General features: G+C 67.6%; 14 protein-coding genes. 8 read left to right on the top strand and 6 right to left on the bottom strand.

Going from position 1 to position 19,035, the window contains the following annotated elements:
• Positions 1–21: 21 nt before the first annotated feature.
• Together phbB and ACZK29_RS18280 are read left to right on the top strand one after the other, a co-directional pair.
• Positions 22–762 carry an acetoacetyl-CoA reductase gene (phbB, locus tag ACZK29_RS18275; RefSeq protein WP_111204112.1) on the top strand — a complete coding sequence of 247 codons (741 nt, stop codon included), beginning with the start codon at positions 22–24 and terminating at the stop codon, positions 760–762.
• A gap of 228 nt (positions 763–990) precedes the next feature.
• Complete coding sequence (locus ACZK29_RS18280; protein WP_478446332.1) at positions 991–3,285, top strand: TonB-dependent receptor; 2,295 nt, start codon at positions 991–993, stop codon at positions 3,283–3,285.
• A gap of 446 nt (positions 3,286–3,731) precedes the next feature.
• Here the strand turns inward: ACZK29_RS18280 and ACZK29_RS18285 are convergent, their stop codons facing one another.
• Together ACZK29_RS18285 and rsgA are read right to left on the bottom strand one after the other, a co-directional pair.
• Positions 3,732–4,985, bottom strand: coding sequence for a flavohemoglobin expression-modulating QEGLA motif protein (locus tag ACZK29_RS18285; RefSeq protein ID WP_111204110.1), 1,254 nt, complete (start codon positions 4,983–4,985; stop codon positions 3,732–3,734).
• 126 nt (positions 4,986–5,111) lie between these two features.
• Positions 5,112–6,221, bottom strand: coding sequence for a ribosome small subunit-dependent GTPase A (gene rsgA, locus ACZK29_RS18290; RefSeq protein ID WP_111204109.1), 1,110 nt, complete (start codon positions 6,219–6,221; stop codon positions 5,112–5,114).
• A 114-nt stretch (positions 6,222–6,335) separates the two neighbouring features.
• On the opposite strand from rsgA, the gene ACZK29_RS18295 reads away from it, so the two are divergent.
• From ACZK29_RS18295 to ACZK29_RS18305, 3 genes are read left to right on the top strand one after another with little or no spacing between them, the layout of a single operon-like run.
• Entirely contained in the window at positions 6,336–7,610 is a 1,275-nt protein-coding gene (locus ACZK29_RS18295; RefSeq protein WP_005414441.1) for a pyridoxal phosphate-dependent aminotransferase, read from the top strand.
• A 3-nt stretch (positions 7,611–7,613) separates the two neighbouring features.
• Positions 7,614–8,231, top strand: a complete 618-nt coding sequence (locus ACZK29_RS18300) for an SGNH/GDSL hydrolase family protein (protein ID WP_478446333.1) — start codon at positions 7,614–7,616, stop codon at positions 8,229–8,231.
• A gap of 4 nt (positions 8,232–8,235) precedes the next feature.
• Positions 8,236–8,949, top strand: coding sequence for a class I SAM-dependent methyltransferase (locus tag ACZK29_RS18305; protein WP_478446334.1), 714 nt, complete (start codon positions 8,236–8,238; stop codon positions 8,947–8,949).
• Between the two features lie 203 nt (positions 8,950–9,152).
• On the opposite strand, the gene ACZK29_RS18310 is transcribed toward ACZK29_RS18305, so the two are convergent.
• On the bottom strand, positions 9,153–9,932 hold the full coding sequence (locus tag ACZK29_RS18310) for a polysaccharide deacetylase family protein (RefSeq protein WP_111204107.1): 780 nt from the start codon (positions 9,930–9,932) through the stop codon (positions 9,153–9,155).
• Between the two features lie 59 nt (positions 9,933–9,991).
• Between ACZK29_RS18310 and grxD the strand changes: the two genes are divergently transcribed.
• A complete protein-coding gene (gene grxD, locus ACZK29_RS18315; RefSeq protein ID WP_024956044.1) occupies positions 9,992–10,918 on the top strand; it encodes a Grx4 family monothiol glutaredoxin in 927 nt (308 codons plus the stop codon).
• A gap of 119 nt (positions 10,919–11,037) precedes the next feature.
• Here the strand turns inward: grxD and ACZK29_RS18320 are convergent, their stop codons facing one another.
• The 3 genes from ACZK29_RS18320 to ACZK29_RS18330 all read right to left on the bottom strand — a co-directional run bounded on the left by ACZK29_RS18320 (position 11,038) and on the right by ACZK29_RS18330 (position 16,120).
• Positions 11,038–11,577 carry a DUF924 family protein gene (locus tag ACZK29_RS18320; RefSeq protein WP_024956045.1) on the bottom strand — a complete coding sequence of 180 codons (540 nt, stop codon included), beginning with the start codon at positions 11,575–11,577 and terminating at the stop codon, positions 11,038–11,040.
• Positions 11,578–11,620: 43 nt separating this feature from the next.
• On the bottom strand, positions 11,621–12,397 hold the full coding sequence (locus ACZK29_RS18325; protein WP_005414446.1) for an AMP nucleosidase: 777 nt from the start codon (positions 12,395–12,397) through the stop codon (positions 11,621–11,623).
• A 129-nt stretch (positions 12,398–12,526) separates the two neighbouring features.
• On the bottom strand, positions 12,527–16,120 hold the full coding sequence (locus ACZK29_RS18330; protein ID WP_111204106.1) for an autotransporter domain-containing protein: 3,594 nt from the start codon (positions 16,118–16,120) through the stop codon (positions 12,527–12,529).
• Positions 16,121–16,363: 243 nt separating this feature from the next.
• Between ACZK29_RS18330 and ACZK29_RS18335 the strand changes: the two genes are divergently transcribed.
• Both ACZK29_RS18335 and ACZK29_RS18340 read left to right on the top strand, forming a co-directional pair.
• On the top strand, positions 16,364–17,773 hold the full coding sequence (locus ACZK29_RS18335; RefSeq protein WP_478446335.1) for an amidohydrolase: 1,410 nt from the start codon (positions 16,364–16,366) through the stop codon (positions 17,771–17,773).
• Entirely contained in the window at positions 17,773–19,035 is a 1,263-nt protein-coding gene (locus ACZK29_RS18340) for an amidohydrolase family protein (RefSeq protein ID WP_111204104.1), read from the top strand. Before ACZK29_RS18335 ends, ACZK29_RS18340 begins: the two co-directional genes overlap by 1 nt.

The following is a 19,035-nucleotide window of genomic DNA, read 5'->3' on the forward strand; positions in this document are numbered from 1 at the left end:
TTTGCCAAGGAGCCTTCTGCAATGACGCTTCGAATCGCTTACGTCACCAGTGGAATGGGCAGTGTCGGCACTGCCATCTGCCAGAGCCTGGCCCGCAGCGGCCACACCGTGGTTGCCGGCTGCGCGCCGAACTCGCCGCGCAAGTCCAACTGGCTGCGCGAGCAGCGCGAACAGGGCTTCGACTTCATCGCCTCCGAAGGCAACGCCACCGACTGGGCGTCGACCAGCGCCGCGTTCGCCAAGGTCCGCGCCGAAGTCGGTGAAGTGGACGTGCTGGTCAACAACTCCGGCGGCAGCCGCGACCTGCTGTTCCGGCAGATGACGGTGGAGGACTGGAACGCGGTGATCGCTTCCAACCTCAACTCGCTGTTCAACCTGACCAAGCAGGTGGTCGACGGCATGGCCACGCGCGGCTGGGGTCGCATCATCAACATTGGTTCGGTCAGCGCCCACAAGGGTCAGATCGGGCAGGTGAACTACGCCACCGCCAAGGCCGCGATGCATGGGTTCAGCCGGGCGCTGGCGGCGGAAGTGGCCTCGCGCGGAGTCACCGTCAACACGCTGTCGCCGGGCTACATCGCCAGCCAGGCGATCAGCAGCTTCCCGCCGGATGTGCTGGACCGGCTGGCGGCGTCGGTGCCGGTGCGTCGCCTGGGCCGCCCCGAGGAAGTGGCCGGCCTGTGCGCGTGGCTGGCCTCGGACGAAGCCTCGTACGTGACCGGCGCCGACTATCCGGTCAACGGTGGCCTGTACATGGGTTGAGCCCGTCTCCACGCAACGCGTGGACCGCCTCCCCCACGGAGTGCGCGGGGCCGGTGAACCTTCGCTTGTGAGGGTGATCCGGCCCCTTTTTTCATTCGGCTGCCGGACCTGCGCCGGTGCCCTGCACCGTTCGTTGGTTTTTCGTAAAGAAGGTTTCATGTTCCGTTCGCATAGTGGCCAAGCACCGCGCACGCGTGCCGGTGACCACCCCCAATGCAACGGACCACCATGCAGACCCGACACCTGACGATCGCCGTGGCGATCGCGCTCTCCGCCGCCAGCGCCCACGCTGCCACCACCGCCGATACCGGCGCCAGCACCGATGCCGCGCTGAGCGCGCAGACGCTGGATACCGTCTCCGTGATCGGCCAGGGCGAGACCCGCCAGGTGCAGCGCATCACCACCGTCGACAAGCAGGTGCTGCCGCCGGGTACCAGTGGCCAGAAGATCCTCGACCGCCTGCCGGGCGTGTCGGTGCAGTCCAACGATGCCTTCGGTGCCAACGAGGAATCGCAGACCATCAGCCTGCGTGGCTTCGACAAGAGCCGCCTCGGCTACACGCTGGACGGCATTCCGCTGGGCGACAACAGCTACGGCAACTACAACGGGCTGAGCATCGCCCGCGCAATCATCGCCGAGAACCTGGCCGGCGCCGAACTGTCGCAGGGCATCGGCTCGCTGGGCGTGGCCTCGACCAGCAACCTGGGCGGCACCATCCAGTATTTCTCGATGGACCCGTCCACCGAATTCGGTGGCCGCGCCAGCGTCACCGTCGGCGACAACAACCAGCGCCGTGGCTACCTGCGCGTGGACACCGGCGACCTCAACGGCTTCTCGGCCTACGTGTCCGGCGTGCACCAGGACCAGGACATGTGGGCCGCGCCGTACCAGAACCAGACCACCCGCCAGTTCAATGCCAAGGCGGTGTGGAATGTCGGCGACCACCGCTTCGGTGCGTTCGTGGCGACCTCGCGCGCCAGCCAGGCCAACTACGCCTACCTGTCCAAGGACATGCTGGCCCGTGGCCTGGGCTATGACTGGAACATCTATGCGCCGGACTGGGATCGCGCCGTCGCCGCCGCATACTGCGCGCCGGGCACCTACAACAAGGCGCGCTGCGCGTTCAGCGGCGGCGTCAACAGCATCGACGATGCGTACTACCAGAGCCGTGCGCTGCGCGATGACAACCTGTACTCGGTCGATGCCGACCTGCGCCTGGGTGAGCAGGGCCGCCTGAAGCTGCTGGCCTATCACCACGACAACCGTGGCCAGGGCCACTGGTGGGCACCGGGCCAGCCGTCCTACCCGGGCACCGACAAAATGCTGCCGATCTCCATCCGCAGCACCAACTACACGATCAACCGCGATGGCCTGACCGCCGCACTGTCGTGGACGGTGGGCATCCACGAACTGGAAGCCGGCCTGTGGTACGAGCAGAACGACCACAACGTCTCGCGCAACTTCTACTACATCAGCGGCCCGTTCCTGGACGACCTGTACCTGAAGAATCCGGACCGCCTGCTGTTCAACCAGGACTTCGACATCCGCACGCGCCAGTTCTACGTGCAGGACCGCATGCGCTTCCTGGACCAGCGCCTGACCGTGGACGTGGGCATCAAGAGCCCGAACACCCGCATGCGCGCCACCGCCCAGCCGGGCGTGGAAACCAGCATCGCCTCGGGCACGCTGACCGCCAAGAAGTCGGTGCTGCCGCAGGTGGGCCTGGGCTTCAAGCTCAACGCCAACAACGAGTTGTTCGCCTCGTACGCCGAGAACATCGCCGCCTTCGTCGGTGGCGGCAGCGGTGGCCCGCTGCAGGTGTCGCCGGAATCGTTCGCGGCCAGCGCCGGCCTGGAGCCGGAGAATTCCAAGAGCCTGGAAGCCGGCTTCCGTACCTTCGGCGAGAAGTACCAGGCCTCGATCGCCGCGTACAACGTGAAGTTCGACAACCGCCTGCTGTCGCTGAACCCGTGTTCCAGCATCGAAGTCGGCACGCGTCCGGAGTGCGTGACGCGCTTCATCAACGTCGGTTCGGTGAAGAGCCACGGTGCGGAGCTGACCTTCATCCTCAAGCCGATCGACGGCCTGCAGTGGTACAACGCGCTGTCCTGGAACAAGACCACCTACGAGGATGACTACACCTCGGGTGGCGCGATCGTGCCGGTGGCCGGCAAGATCACGGTGGATACGCCGCAGCGCATGGCCTCCAGCGAGATCAGCTGGAATCGTGACGGCTTCTTCGCCAGCCTGCGTGCCAAGTACACCGGCAAGCGCTACTACACCTACACCAACGACCAGTCGGTGCCGGGCGTGACCACCTTCGACGCTGGTGCGGGCTACGACTTCGGCCCGGGCCTGGGCCTGCGCAACGTGCGGGTGTCGTTGAATGCGACCAACCTGACCAACAAGCGCTATGCGGGCCAGCTGAGCTCGTTCGCACCGACCGATCCGAAGGGCACGCGCTATGCGATCCATGCCAGCGCGCCGCGGCAGGTGTTCATGACGGTGGCGGCGGAGTTCTAAGTCAGAAGCAGGCGCTGCGGCGCATTGAGTATTCCTGCATGGCGCGGGTAGGCAGGCCCATGCAGGACACGCCGTAAACCCGTCCTTGGGGGCTCGATGGCGCCATCCATGGCGCCAACGGTCCTGCATGGGCCTGCCTACCCGCGCTCGACAATTCCCCGCGCCGGCGCGGAGGCAATGGAAAGCAAGAGCAAGAGCAAGAGCAAAGAGCCGGGCATTGCCCGGCTCTTTGCTTTTCAAGCGCAATCCCTTCGGCGCGGTGATGTGTTGCCGCCCGCGCGGGAATCTGTCTGGCGGCGGTGGGGCACCCTGGCCAGGACCGTGAGGCGCATGGATGCGCCGATCGAGCCCCCATGGATGGGTTTACGGCGTGTCCTGGCCAGGGTGCCCCACCGCCGCCCAGCGATATCAATCAAGGCGCCAGCGCTTCATCCCGCCAACGCATTTCATTCCGGCGCCAGCTGGTCCATCCGTATCCGGTTGGCGAACAGCGAGAACGCCAGCATGCCAGCCAGGCCGTTCGCCCGGCTCACCCAATGCGGCAGCCAGCGCGGCGGCTTCAACACCCCCGCCTCGAACAGCGGCGCGAACGCGATCGCATCGGCCAGGCTCATCTTGCCGGCGAACAACCAGCGGCAGACCTGCAGGCGGTCCTCGGCCAGCATGTGGCGGAAGAAGGTGTGCACCGACACCAGGCCGCGCAGATACACCGTGTCCTTGGTGAACGCCAGGCCGCCATTGGGCGGCACGCCACGGAACACGCGCTGTGCCGAAGCGAAGCTCTCTTCCGCGTTCTGCCCGGCATCGCAGAAGTAGCGGAACACCTCGATGAAATCGGCACCTTCGCGCGCCATCGCAATCGCCTCGGTACGCAGGCTGATGCGCTTCAGGCGCTCGATGTCGATGCTGCCGGTGATCTGCTCGGCGAACGTCGCCAGCCCCTCCTGGGTTGCCGTCACCCGTGGCGAGGACAACGCCAGGCTCGGCAGCACCGGCTGTTCGCGGCCATTCAAGGCGGTCAGCGAATGCACCAGCGCTTCATGGTGGAACAGCTGCGCACGGTCGTAGGCACTGAAGCGCGCGCTGGTGCGCAGGCGGATGCGGGTCGGGCCGGCGGCGGCCTTGGACACCAGCTCCGGATCGAGCTGCACCTGGATGATGCGCGATTCGAAGAACGCATCGAGGTCATTCTGCAGCTGCAGCTGCAGGGCAATAGCCGAGACCGGCACCTGCTCTTCCGGCGCCAGCAGTTCATGATCGAGTTCGGCAGCAATCTGGATGAAGTGACGCGCCGCTTCGCGCGTGCTTGGGCCATTGCCAGGCAGCGGCTGCTCGGGGGCGCCGAACAGCTGCACCGAACAGGTATCGACCGCAGCCGTGCCCAACCCTTCCAGCAGCTGTGCGGCCAGGTCCCAGCTCTGCGCCGACTGCCGCACGTAGTTGCCCAGCGGATGAGTGTCATCGCAGTCGGCGGCGATTGCGGCAAGCGCACGGCGCTCCTCGCTGAAATCCAGCCTCGGGTAGTCCACCTTCGGCAGCACCGGTTGCCCACGTGCCACGCTGTCCAGGAACGGTGCCTGCAACGTCGCAGGCCAGCTGGTCAGTCCCAGCAGGCGGATGCCTCCCACGGCCTCGACCAGGCGCGCATCGAGCGCTGCATGGTGGGCCACGTCACGGTCCAGCGTCGCAGTCGGTTCCATGCGCGGACTATAACGCCCTGCCGTGTCCGGCGCCGTGCACCGCCGCCCGAGCATCGGCTCGGGCGCTACAGGGAATGATTCCACCGCGAACCAAGTGTAGAGCCGAGCCCATGCTCGGCTGCCTTGTTACCGCCTACGCGGCTTTCCGACCGGGCGGAACTGCTGGCCCTTGCCCTTCCTGCCACCACGCTCCTGCGCGGTCTCGGCCTGGCGCACGGCCAGCTTGGCAGCGGCGGCGGCCACTTCTTCCTTCAGCTTGAAGTAGTTCAGCAGCCGGCTCTCTTCGATCTCTCCGGCCTCGATCGCCGCACGCACGGCACAGCCCGGTTCCTGCTGGTGCTTGCAGTCGTTGAAGCGGCACTGTGCGGCCAACGCTTCGATATCGGCGAAGCCACCTTCGGACAGCGTCTCCTCACCGGTCGGCTTCAGCTCGCGCATGCCAGGGGTGTCAATCAGGCAGGCGCCCGTCGGCAGCGGCATCAGCGCGCGATGGGTGGTGGTGTGCCGTCCTCGCGAATCATTGGCGCGCACCGCGTTGGTCTTCATCCGCTGCTCGCCAAGCAGCGTGTTGGTCAACGTGGACTTGCCCGCACCGGAAGAACCGACCAGCACCACGGTGTGGCCCGGGCCGAGCCACGGCTGCAGCACCGCAACGCTGTCGGCATCCAGGCCGTTGATCGCATGCAGCGCGATGCCCTGCATCTCCAGCTCTTCCAGTACCGCCAGTGCGTCTTCGCTGTACTCGGTCTGGTCGGCCTTGGTCAGCACCACCACCGGTTCGGCACCGCCACCGCCGACCAGCAGCAGGTAGCGCTCGATGCGGCGCGGGTTGAAGTCGGCATCCAGCCCGCAGACGATGAACACCGTATCGATGTTGGCCGCGATCACCTGCTGGTGGTAATGCTCGCCTGCCGCACCGCGCTTGATCGCGGTACGCCGCGGCAGCAGCGCGACGATGCGGATGCCGTCGAGCAGCACCCAGTCGCCCACTGCGGGCCGTTCATGGCTGGGGAAGCGCGGGCGCTGCCATTCGGGCAGCGACTCGGCCTTGATCGAGGCATCCGGGCCATCGGCCACCACGTAGTGGGTGCGGTGCTGTTCGATCACCCGTGCCGGGCGGGCCTGCGGGTGCGCGGCCATCGCGGCCTGCCAGTCGGCCTGCTGCGGCGGGCCCGGCCAGGGCCAGCCGATGGTCTGCAGGGCGATGAAATCGGGGGTCTGGGTCATCGCCGCCATTCTACCTGTGCCAGCGCCCTGCCAGCCCAGCAGTGACGGGCCCGGAGCCCTTGCCATGCATTGCAGCAATTCCGGTAGGATGGAAGCCCCATGCCTTTCGACGGCCCAGCTCCCATGTCCACCAACTCGCCCAAGCCCCTGGCCATCCGCGAGCGCCTTTCCGAAGTGCGCTACGAAATCCGCGGAGAACTGGCGCGGCGAGCCCGGGAGCTGGAGGCGCAGGGCCGCAAGCTGATCAAGCTCAACATCGGCAATCCGGGTGCTTTCGGTTTCCGCGCGCCCGAGCACCTGCAGCGCGCGATCGCCGACGACATGGGCCGCACCGACCCGTACACCCACCAGCAGGGCCTGCCGGTGGCGCGCGAAGCCATCGCCAGCTACTACGCCCGTCGTGGCGCGCCCGATGCACACCCGGACCGCGTCTTCCTCGGCAACGGCGTCAGCGAGCTGATCGACCTGTCGCTGCGTGCGCTGCTCAACCCGGGCGATGAAGTGCTGGTGCCCTCGCCCGACTACCCGCTGTGGTCGGCTTCGACCATCCTCAACGATGGCCGCCCGGTGTACTACCGCTGCGCGCCGGAGAACGGCTTCCAGCCGGACCCGAGCGAGATCGAGACGCTGGTCTCTTCGCGCACCCGCGCCATCGTGCTGATCAATCCGAACAATCCCAGCGGCGCCAGCTACCCGCGCGAACTGCTGGAGCGCGTGGTCGAGATCGCGCGCCGCCACAACCTGCTGCTGCTGGTCGATGAGATCTACGACCAGATCCTGTACGACGACGCGGTGTTCCAGCCGGTCGCGCCGCTGGCCGGCGACCATCCGTGCCTGACCTTCAGCGGCCTGAGCAAGGTGCACCGCGCCTGCGGCTGGCGCGTGGGCTGGGCCCACCTCAGCGGCGACGATGCGCGCCTCGGTGACTTCCGCGCCGCGCTGGACCTGTTGGGCGCGCTGCGCCTGTGCGCCAACGTGCCGGGCCAGTACGCCATCGAGGCGGCGGTGAACGGCCCGGACACCATCTCCGAGCTGTGCACGCCGGGCGGCCGCCTGTATGAAACCCGCCGCGCGGTGATCGAGGCCTGCGAAGCCAGCGAGCACCTGTCGCTGGTCGCGCCGGCCGGCGCGCTGTACGCGTTCCCGGCCGTGGTCGGCGCCGCTGCCAAGGGCTTCGACGACCACAATTTCGCGCTGGACCTGATGAACAACGAAGGTGTGCTGGTGGTGCCGGGCTCAAGCTTCAACGTGCCCTACCGCCATCATTTCCGCGTGACCCTGATGCCGGAAGCCTCGGTGATGCGCGATGTATTCGCCCGCATCGACCGTGTGCTGGCGCGCCGTGCCGAGGATGCGACCAAGGTCGTGCCGCTGAAGCCGCGCCGTTCGGTGGCCTGAGCCGTGGCGTTGTCCTACCTGGCGCTGGGCGATTCGTACACCATCGGTGAAGCGGTTGCAGTCGAAGGCCGTTGGCCGCACCAGCTGGCCGCCGCGCTGCGCGCGCAGGACGTGGCGATGGCCGACCCGCAGACCATTGCGACCACCGGCTGGACGACCGACGAGCTCGATGCGGGTATCGACGCGGCTGCACCGCAGGGCCCGTTCGATTTCGTCAGTCTGCTGATCGGCGTCAACAACCAGTACCGCGGGCGTCCGCTGGACGAGTACCGCAGCCAGTTCCAGGCCCTGCTGCAGCGGGCGATCGGCTTTGCCGGCGGTGATGCCGGCCGTGTGCTGGTGCTGTCCTTCCCCGATTGGGGCGCCACCCCGTTCGGTGCCGGCAGTGGCCGCGACCTGGCCGCGATCGAGATCGAGACCGACGAGTTCAATGCCGCCGCCGAGGTGATCAGTACCCGGCACGGCGTGGCCTTCGTCGACATCACCGACATCAGCCGCGCGCAGGGCGAAGACCCGACGATGATCGCCGAGGACGGCCTGCATCCTTCAGCGCGGATGTACGCGCTGTGGAGCGCGCGCGCGCTGCCGGTTGCCGCGCATCTGCTTGGCGGCACGGACTGAGGCGATGGACGGCATGCCACGGAACGGCCCGCCCCTGCCCTGTGCTCCCCTGACGGCCCCGCAGGCCCGCTTGATCGCCGAAGCGTTCCGCCCGGCGCAGGCCTGGGGCAGCCGCCGCGACTACTACTACACCCGCGGCAAGCTCGGCAGCGATCCGCTGTACGACGGCGTGCTGCAGCATCTGCCTGACGACGGGCAGCCGGTGCTGGACCTCGGCTGCGGGCTGGGCCTGTTCGCCCATGTACTGCGCCAGCGCGGCGGCACCCAGCGCTACCTGGGCGTGGACGTGGATGCGGGCAAGATCGCCCGCGCGCAACGTGCCGCCGTCGAGCTGCATGACGTGCGCTTCGACTGCGTGGACGTGCAGGCGCCACTGCCGGCGCAGGCCGGGCACGTCCTGCTGCTGGACGTGCTGCAGTACCTGGACGCGGACCCACAGCAGGCACTGCTGCGCGCGGCCAGTGCACGGGTGGCCCCCGGCGGCTGCCTGCTGCTGCGCACGCCGCTGGCCACCGGCGATGGCCGCGACCGCACCACGCGGGTGGCGGATCGGCTGGCCTGGCTGGTCGGCTGGATGGGCACGCGGCCGCGCCACTATCCTGACCCGCAGGTCCTGCAGGCGACACTGACCGAAGCGGGATTGCAGGTGGCCGCCCCCCGGCCACTGCACGGGCGTACCCCCTTCAACAGCTGGCTGCTGGTGGCCGAACGCCCCTGACGTGCCTCCCACCCGGGCATCGGCTCGGGCGCTACAGGATGATCACCCCCCCTTGTAGAGCCGAGCCCACGCTCGGCTGCTCTCCGATGTTTTCCGGCGCTGCGCACCGCCGCCCGGGCATCGGCTCGGGCGCTACAGGATGATCACCAGCCCCTGTAGAGCCGAGCCCACGCTCGGCTGCTCCACGCGGCCAGAACCCGGTGCTACGAGTCAGGCAGCTGCGCCTTCAAGCCGCGCTCGTCCAGCGCCTGCAGCACGCGCTCGATGATCGCCAGATTGTGGCCGTGGGCGGCGCCCTCGTGCAGCAGCACGATGGCCCCTGGGCGCAGGTCCGGCAGCAACCGCGCCAACACGCCCTCCGGCGTGCAGCCGACGCCGTCGTAACCGCGGGCACTCCAGCCCACGCGCACCAGGCCCAGCGCCTTCAACACCGGCGCCACGAACGGGTTGGTCATGCCCACCACCGAGCGATACCAGCGCACCGGATGCCCGCTCAGCGCCTGCAGCGCATGCTGGCAGCCTTCGATCTCGGCCCGCATCGCCGCTGGGCCCAGGCGCCAGAAGCGGGCCTGCGGGTGGCTGAGACTGTGATTGCCGAGATCGTGGCCACGGCGCAGGATCTCGGCCACCAGTTCCGGCTGCGCCAGTGCACGGTCCCCCACCAGGAAGAAGGTCGCACGCGCCTGGTGGCGGTCCAGGAGGTCGAGCACGGCACGGGTTTCCGGGCCGGGGCCGTCATCGATCGTCAGCCAGACACTGTTGCCAGCGTCCGGCACCCGGCTCAATACCGGCGCGTAGAAACGGCTGTTGGGCAGGAATATCGGCACCATGAACAGCGCGTGGCTGGCCACCATCAGCGGCAAGCCCCAGTGCCAGCCCGCCAGGGCCCAAACCAGGATCACCGCCAGCTGCGACGCCACCAGCCAGGGCAGCCAGCGCCAGGGCCGGGTCGGGATGCGATGCAATGTTCCTGCGTTGCTCATCCCCCATGATGCCATGGGGGGTAGAATTGATGATTCGAATTCCCGGAACCCCGACGTCCATGTCCCTCGATCCCGCCCTGCGTTCGCGCATCGAATCCATCCTCAACGCCAACCGCGTCGTGCTGTTCATGAAGGGCCAGCCGTCGATGCCGCAGTGCGGCTTCTCGGCCAAGGCCGTGGGCGCGCTGCAGGACCTCGGTGTCGAGTTCGCCCACGTCAACGTGCTGGCCGACCAGGAGATCCGTGAAGGCATCAAGGCCTACGGCGACTGGCCGACCATCCCGCAGCTGTACATCGACGGCGAACTGGTCGGCGGCAGCGACATCGTGCTGCAGATGGCCGCCAGCGGCGAACTGAGCAGCGTGCTGGGCCTGGCCGCACCGGACCGCACCCCGCCGAGCATCACCGTCACCCCGGCCGCTGTGGAAATGCTCAAGGGCGCGCTGGCCGACGCCCCGGGCGCTGCCCTGCAGCTGACCATCGACGCCGGCTTCCAGCCGAACTTCCAGCTGGCCCCGCATGACGAAGGCGCGATCGCTGCCGAGTCCAATGGCCTGCGCGTGCAGTTCGACCTGTCCAGCGCCCGGCGCGCCAACGGCATCACCATCGACTGGGTGGACGACATCCGCGGCAAGGGCCTGGCGATCGACAACCCGAACGCGCCGAAGCCGGTACAGGAAATCAGCGTGCGTGATGCCGACGACCTGGTGCGCGCCGGCAACATCACCCTGGTGGACGTGCGCCCGGCCGACGAGCGCGCCATCGCAGCCGTCGGCGTGCCGTTCAGGAGCTTCGACGGCAACGGCCGTGCGGAGCTGGAAGCCCTGCCGAAGGACACCGCGCTGGCCTTCATGTGCCACCACGGCGGCCGCAGCGCACAGGCTGCCGAGCAGTTCCGTGCACTGGGCTTCACCAAGGTGTTCAACGTCACCGGCGGCATCAATGCCTGGTCCGAAGACGTGGACAACGGCGTGCCGAAGTACTGATCGGCCCCGGCATGGGGTCGACTTGGGGTCGGATCCCTTTCCGCAGGAAAGGGCTCTGGCCCCAGCACAGAAAACGCCGGCATTCGCCGGCGTTTTCTGCATCCACGCATGGCGTGGACCTACCCGGCGAAGCCGCCTTCGGCCAGGTAATCCAGCTCTTCCGCCGTGGGCAAGCGACCGAGCACGGCATTGCGATGCGGGAAGCGCCCGAAGCGGCGGATGATGTCGCGGTGCAGTTCGGCGTACTGCAGGTACTCCTTGTCACCCAGCACGTCGAACATCGCCACCGAACGGTCCTGGTCCATCGGATCCTCGGAGTGCTCGAACGGCAGGTAGATGAAGGCGCGCAGCTTCGGTACCAGCTGCAGGTCCAGGCCTTCCTCGATGGCGCGCATGGCGTAGTGCCGGGCCAGGCCATCGGTGGCGTAGGAATGGGCGGTCCCACGGAAGCAGTTGCGCGGGAACTGGTCCAGCAGCAGCATCAGCGCCAATGCCCCTTCGGCACTGCCCAGCCAATGCTCGCGCGCGCGCGAAGCGGCGGCGAAATGCTCATCCAGGAACAACTGGCGGAACTGCGCGTCGAACGCATCGTCGCGGGCGAACCACTTCGCAGGGCCCGCTTCTTTCCAGAATTCCACCACTTGCGCGGCAACGTCCATCACCTACTCCCCAGGGCCGGCGCGCCGCGCCAGGCCATCATCATCATTCGTCGAAGCGCAGGTGGCGGACCGACTTGCCGTTGCGCCGGATAAGCTTAAGCGCCTCGATACCGATCTGGATATGGTTTTCCACGAACTGGGAGCTGACCTTGGCATCGGAGGCCTCGGTCTTGACCCCATCGGGGATCATCGGCTGGTCCGAGACCAGCAGCAGCGCGCCACTGGGGATGTGGTTGGCGAAGCCGGCGGCGAACACCGTGGCTGTTTCCATGTCGATGGCCATGCAGCGCATCGCCCGCAGCCGCTCCTTGAAGGCCTCGTCGTGTTCCCAGACCCGGCGGTTGGTGGTGTAGACGGTTCCGGTCCAGTAGTCGTGGCCGAGGTCGCGGATCATGGTCGAGACCGCACGCTGCAGCGCGAACGCCGGCAACGCCGGCACTTCCGGTGGCAGGTAGTCACCCGAGGTACCCTCGCCCCGGATCGCAGCGATCGGCAGCACCAGGTCGCCCAGCTGGTTCTTGCGCTTGAGGCCGCCGCACTTGCCCAGGAACAGCACCGCCTTGGGCATCACCGCCGACAGCAGGTCCATGATGATCGCGGCATTGGGGCTGCCCATGCCGAAGTTGATCATGGTGATGCCGTCGATCGTGGCACTGGCCATCGGCCGGTCCAGGCCGATGACGGGCGCACCGGTCAGCTCGGAAAAGGTGTGCAGGTAGCCACCGAAGTTGGTCAGCAGGATGTGCTGGCCGAACTGGTCCAGTGGCACGCCGGTGTAACGCGGCAGCCAGTTGTCGACGATTTCCTGCTTGCTCTTCATGGGCGGTCCGGTACGGCGTGGGGCCGCCATTGTAGGCGTGCACAGGCCATCCCACACCTGGGCCGGCAACGAAGAAGGGCGGCCCTGCGGCCACCCTCCTGGGTCTTCCCGGTGTCCGGGAAGCAAAGGTCAGAAACGTACCGACCAGCGCAGGTTCGCACTGTGATCGCGGCTTTCGTCGCCATACTGGCCGCTATAGCCCAGCTCCAGCTGCTGGCGCGCGGTCAACCATGCCGACAGGCCCAGTTCGGCAACCACCGTCCTGTCAGCAATCGGGGCGCCGCTGACCACGAAGCTGTCGCTACCCGTGGCGAAGGCGAAGCGGGCCGCCGGGTCGCGATCACCGCTGGCCTGGCGGTACCCGACGCCACCGCGCAGGTGCAGCCAGCTGTCCTGTTGGAACGAAGCCTTCAGGCCCTTGTCGAATCGCAGGCCGGCCGTGGCGACCGTGGTACGCAGATCGTCCACCTCGCCCTGCAGTGCGGCAGCGCCACCACGTTCGTTGATACGCTTCATGTCCACTTCCACACGTGCGAGCTGCAGGTAGGGTTCCAGCCCCGCCTCGCGGTCGCCGAAGCGATAGCTCGCCTCGATGAACGCCTGCCGGGTACGGCCGTCATAGCGGGCCGCCAGCGTATCGGTGTAGCCGGAGAAGCCCAGCTCGCGGGTGCTCTTCACCTCATGCTCGCTCCAGGCCAGGCCACCACGCAGGCCGAAGGCGCCCCAGTCGTGACTGGCATAGGCCCCCAGGTGCGTGTTGTCGACCTTGGCACGCGCACGGCGTCCTTCCTGCTGCTTGGCATCGGTACGTCCGGTACCGGCCAGCACGCCCACCTGCCAACCGTTGATCTCGCGGTCCACGCCTACCAGCAGGCCGCTGCTGTTGGCTTCGGTGCGTGCGGTGTTGCCATTGCCGTCCAGCGTGGTGCTGCCACCGATGGCCTGTACCCAGACCCCCGTGGCGGCTTCGCCGTCTGCGCCCGGGGCACGCGCACCGACGCGACGCGACAGCGCGGCGTCACGCACGTAGCGGCTGCCCTCGACCAGGGCCATTGCGGTGGCCGCATGCAGCTCGCCGCTGAGGCCATCCAGTGCAGCGCCCACCTGCTGAGGGAACAGCAGGGTCAGCGGTCGTGGCAGGCCCTGGTTGACCGCCAGGCCGTCGGCCACAGTGGCGACCGCGCGCTGGTTGTCGGTACTGGCGGCACTGGCAAGCGGATTGCCACGGGTCACTTCAATGCGCGCGCCACCCGTGCCGTAGGCCAGGCCGAACTTCAGGAACGGCGAGAACGCACTGAAGTCAGTGGTGGCGAACTGGCCACTGATTCCGCCGTCGGCACGGATGAAGTTGAACTGCTCCCCAAGGTAATAGGTGCCCGCTTCCGGTAGCGCGATCAGGGTGCCTCCCAGGGTCGCGGTACCGGTGACACGCAACTGGTCGCTGCGCCCGCCCGGAGCCAGCTCGGCCTGGTACACACCGGTGGCGGTCTGCACGTAGTTGCCGTTGATGGTCAGCGTACCGATCGAATTGCCCGGTGCAACGATACCGGCCACGGTGGTATCGCCCAGCTGGCCGATGCCCTTCAGCGTGCCCTTCGGGCCAACGAGGGTGTGACCACCGGTCTGCGTGCCGTTGAACGACAGCACGCCGCCGTTGACGGTCAGGTCGGAACCCGCAAGTACGCCGCCCGCGTTCACGCGGCTGTTGCCCAGGCTGGTCAACGTGCTGCTGTCCAGCCTTCCGTTCAACTCGAACGTTCCCAGCTCGGCCACCAGGGTGTGGGCGCCGCGCTGCGCACCGTCGAAGGTCACCACGCCGCCGTTGACGGTCAGGTCCGAGCCATCCAGCACACCGCGGGCATTGATTTGGCTGGTGCCCCCCAGGCTGTTCAGCGCGGTGTTCTTCAACGTGCCATTGAGCAGGAAGCTACCGCCGGCCACGTCCACCGCTCCGGTGAGCGTATTGACGCCATCCAGTTCCAGCATGCCCTCGCGCACCAACGCACCGTTGAAGCTGTTGTCACCGCTCAAGCGCAGCCAGCCGATGCCGCTCTTGGTCAGCTTGCCGGGGCCGCCGATGTCGTTGGTCCAGTTGTCCCAGGCATCGCCTTCCCACACTTTCAGGCCACCTGCACGCTGGTTCATCACCACGTTGGTGTCCACGCGCAGCGAACCGTAACCCTCGATGGCCTTGGCCAGGTTCAACAGGCCCCAACCGTAGATGTCGTCGATGCCGGGCGCGCCCAGATCGGTGGTCGTGGTCAGCAGCACATCGCGCACCTGAGCGCTGTCCAGATAAGGGAAGCGTTCAAACAGCAGGCCCAGCGCGCCGGTGACGTGGGGGGCGGCCATCGACGTTCCACTCAGCAGTGCATAGCCATAGGTAGGCACGCGCTGCTGGATGTCCAGGCTGACGTTGCCGTTGGCGTCGATGCCGATGCTGCCGGACAGGCTGGAATCATCACCATAGGCGGTCGATACGATGTCCGAACCCGGCGCGGCAAGACACCAGTTGGCACTCAGGCCGCACTTGTTGGAGCGATTGCTCAGGGTCAGATTGGTACCGACGTTGACCACGCTCAACCAGTACGGCTCGATGTCGGCGAACGCGCGCGGCAGCGTGGCGTAGAGGCCGGCGATGGGGCTCTGCGCAGGCGTCGGAATGACCGAACTGGTATTGCCGGCCGCCCACACCTGGATCATCCCGCGCGCACGCGATCCGTCGGCAAAGGTGTTCAGGTACTGGCGGTCGTCCGGGTCGTTGTAGATCGCGTCCATGTCCGTCGCTGTCGACGGTTCCGTGACCAGGCCCCAGCTGTGGTTGATGGCACGCACGCCCTGCGCGTTCATCTGAGCATACAGATCCTGGAAGGCGCTGACTTTCGGACCGATCGCGCCCAGCGTCACCACCGAATAGCCCGTCGCGGTCCGCTGCCACTCCCTGATGCTGTCGGAGAACAACCGGCCAACGGTCAGGTCCGAGCCGAAGGACACGCCCTGCATCCCGTTGCCGTCCCGGTTCGCCGCGATGGTGCCGGCAACGTGCGTGCCATGGATCTCGAACTGCATCCCCGGCTGCACATAGGGACCCGACTCGATGATCCTGCGGATGTTGTCGGGGACATTGGCGTTGTAGCCGACATAGCTGATCTGGACGTCATCACCATCACTGGCGAAGCAGGCCGCCGGCCCGCGCACTGCGCTGGTGTTGGTGCAACGCGTGCCGTCGGCCATCAGGTCTGCGATGCGGATGCTGCGGTTGTCCTTGCCGGCGAATTCCGGATGGTCCAGGCCCGTGCCGCTGTCGAACACGCCCAGGCGGATGCCGGCGCCGGTCAGCCCGCGCGCATAGGCCACGTCGGCATTGATCGCGGCCAGGCCCCAGTCGAGGTTGAATTCACTGGTACGCCAGCTCGCAGCATCACCGGGCTTGCCCATGACCGGCTCGACGGAAGAACCGACGCTGGGAGCCAGCGCCGCCACCGGGATCGCTACCGAGGGGGCGATCATTGCAGGAGCAGAGGCCGACACCCTGCCCGGCGCGGCGAACGCCGACTGCAGGCTGCGCTGCAACTGGTAACGGGTCAGGGCGTCGTCACTGTCCTGGGCCAGTACCGGCAGCGCGGTGGCCATCAGCAACGAACCGACAATCGCCGAAGCCAGCGGCGAGGGGAGGAAAGAACGGCGCGAAACGGTCGAACGGCAGAGCTTTGCAGCAGTCATCGGTTGCGTCCTTGATTCCATGAAGAGTGCGGGCCCGACTCCCCCTTGGAGCACGTGTGGGAGCTGGTGCTACAGGTCAGCGCAAGACGTAATCAGCCCATCGCTTCATCCAACGTTAATATTTCCTTCACAAATCCTCCATCAGAAAATTCCTACCCCTACTCCCCTGTCCAAGGTCACTTGGCAAGCCGCATCGACCCCGGCTAGCGTCGGTGGATTCATGTTTCAGGCGAGGGGAACTGCATGGCATCGACGTTGTTGCGCGCCGGGGTGGCCCTGGCGCTGCTTTCATTGACCACGGCACCGGCGGTGGGCGCCTCGCGCTTCGTCGCCGATCCCTACCCCAGCACCTACCAGGCGCATCCCGATGCGCCGGTGCTGATCCAGAATGCCACGGTGCTGACCGGTACCGGCCAGCGCCTGGACAACGCCGACGTGCTGCTGCGCGACGGCCGCATCGTCGCCGTTGGCCGCCAGCTGCAGGCCGATGCGGGCGTCACCCGCATTGATGCACAGGGCAAGTGGGTCACCCCCGGCCTGATCGACGTGCATTCGCACCTGGGCGTGTACCCCAGCCCCGGTGTCGGTGCGCACAGCGACGGCAACGAGATGACCGCACCGGTCACCGCCAATGTCTGGGCCGAGCACTCGGTGTGGCCGCAGGACCCGGGCTTCGCCACGGCGCTGGCCGGCGGCGTGACCAGCATGCAGGTGCTGCCCGGCTCGGCCAACCTGGTCGGCGGTCGCGGCGTGACCCTGAAGAACGTCCCGGCCATCACCTACCAGGCGATGAAGTTCCCCGGCGCACCGTGGGGCCTGAAGATGGCCTGCGGCGAGAACCCCAAGCGGGTCTACGGCGAAGGCAAGGGCGTGGCCCCGGCCACGCGCATGGGCAACGTGGCCGGCTACCGTGCCGCCTTCATCGATGCCGCCGACTACATCGCCAAGACCAAGCCCAAGCCGGCCAAGCGCAAGGGCTGGTTCGGCAGCGACAAGGGCGACAGCGCCGGGGATGCCGGCGGCAAGCGCGATCTCAAGCTGGACACGCTGGCCGGCGCCATCGAAGGCGACATCCGCGTGCACATCCACTGCTACCGCGCCGACGAGATGGCCACCATGCTCGACCTGGCCAAGGAGTTCGGCTTCAAGGTAGCCGCCTTCCACCACGGCGTGGAGGCCTACAAGCTGGCCGACCGTCTGGCCGCCGACGGCGTCTGCGGTGCGCTGTGGGCCGACTGGTGGGGCTTCAAGATGGAGGCCTTCGACGGCATCCAGGAAAACATCGCGCTGGTTGACCGGCCGAAGAACAGCTGCGCCATCGTCCATTCCGATTCACCCGAGGGCATCCAGCGCCTGAACCAGGAAGCAGCCAAGGTGATGGCCTCGGCGCGACGTGCTCGCATGGCGGAGATCACCCCCGAACATGCCATCACCTGGATGACCGCCAACGCCGCCCGGGCGCTGGGCATCGAGTACCAGACCGGCACCCTGGAGGCTGGCAAGATGGCCGACGTGGTGGTGTGGAACGGCAACCCCTTCAGTTCATACGCGCTGGCCGAGCAGGTCTTCATTGATGGCCGCCGGCTGTACGACCGAAGCGCGCCGGCGAGCATGCCGCGTTCCGATTTCCAGCTTGGCCAGGAGGTGCGCTGATGGGCGTGTTGAACAAGCGTCGCCGGGCATGGCCCGGCGCTACCGTGGTGGCATTGCTGTTGCTGGCAACCACGGCATCGGCGCAGGACCTGCTGGTGCGCAACGCGACGGTGCACACCGCCAGCGCACGCGGCAGCCTGCACAACGCCGATGTGCTGGTCCAGGGCGGCGTCATCCGCGCAGTCGGCACCGGCCTGTCCGCACCGGCCGGAGCGACCGTGGTCGAAGCCAATGGGCGGCCGCTGACCCCGGCCCTGTTCGGGGGCATCACCGAGACCGGCATCGAAGAGGTCTCGGGTGAATCGAGCACGGTGGACAGTTCGCTGAAGCTCGGCGAGCAGCCGTTGCGCCCGGAATTCGACGTCACCCTGGCCTACAACCCGGCCTCGGTGCTGATCCCGGTGACGCGGCTGGAGGGCTTTGGCTTCACCGCACTCGGCGCCGCCACCGGTGGCGGCTTCGTGGCCGGCCAGGGCGGCGTGATGCGGCTGGATGGCAGCGTCGACCCGATCGGTCCGCGCGCGCTGTTCCTGCGCCTGGGCTCGGCGGCATCGGAGCTGACCGGGCATTCGCGCGCCGCGCAATGGATGCTGCTGCAGCAGATGGTCGACGAAGCACGCGGCCAGGTCGCTGCGGATTCGCCGCACGCGCTGTTGACCCCGGCCGGGCGCCGCACGCTCAGCCGCTACCTGGCCGGCCAGGGCCGCATCGTGGTGGAGGTCGATCGTGCCTCGGACATCCGCCAGCTGCTGCGCTGGGCCGCGCGCGAGAAGGTGAAGATCGCGATTGCCGGTGCCGGCGAAGCCTGGCAGGTTGCGCCGGAGCTGGCCGCCGCACAGGTGCCGGTGTTCGTTGACGTGCTGGCCAACCTGCCGGCCAGCTTCGATCAGATCGGCGCCACCCTGGAAAACGCCGCACGCCTGCAGCGCGCCGGCGTGCCAGTGTCGTTCGTGCAGCGCGGCGACGCCACCCACAACGCGCGCAAGATGCGCCAGCTGGCTGGCAATGCAGTAGCCAACGGCCTGCCCTGGGCCGACGGCCTGGCCGGGCTGACCCGGGTGCCGGCACAGGCGTTCGGCGTGGCCGACCAGATCGGCAGCATCGAGCCAGGCAAGCGCGCAGACCTGGTGCTGTGGGAGGGCGATCCGCTGGACGTGGCGCACTATGCCGAACAGGTCTGGCTGGGCGGCCGTGCGATGCCGATGCGCTCGCGCCAGACCGAACTGCGCGACCGCTACCTGCAGCGCAACGCGCAGCCCTGA

Source organism: Stenotrophomonas sp. 89682_Sma, from assembly GCF_056481405.1.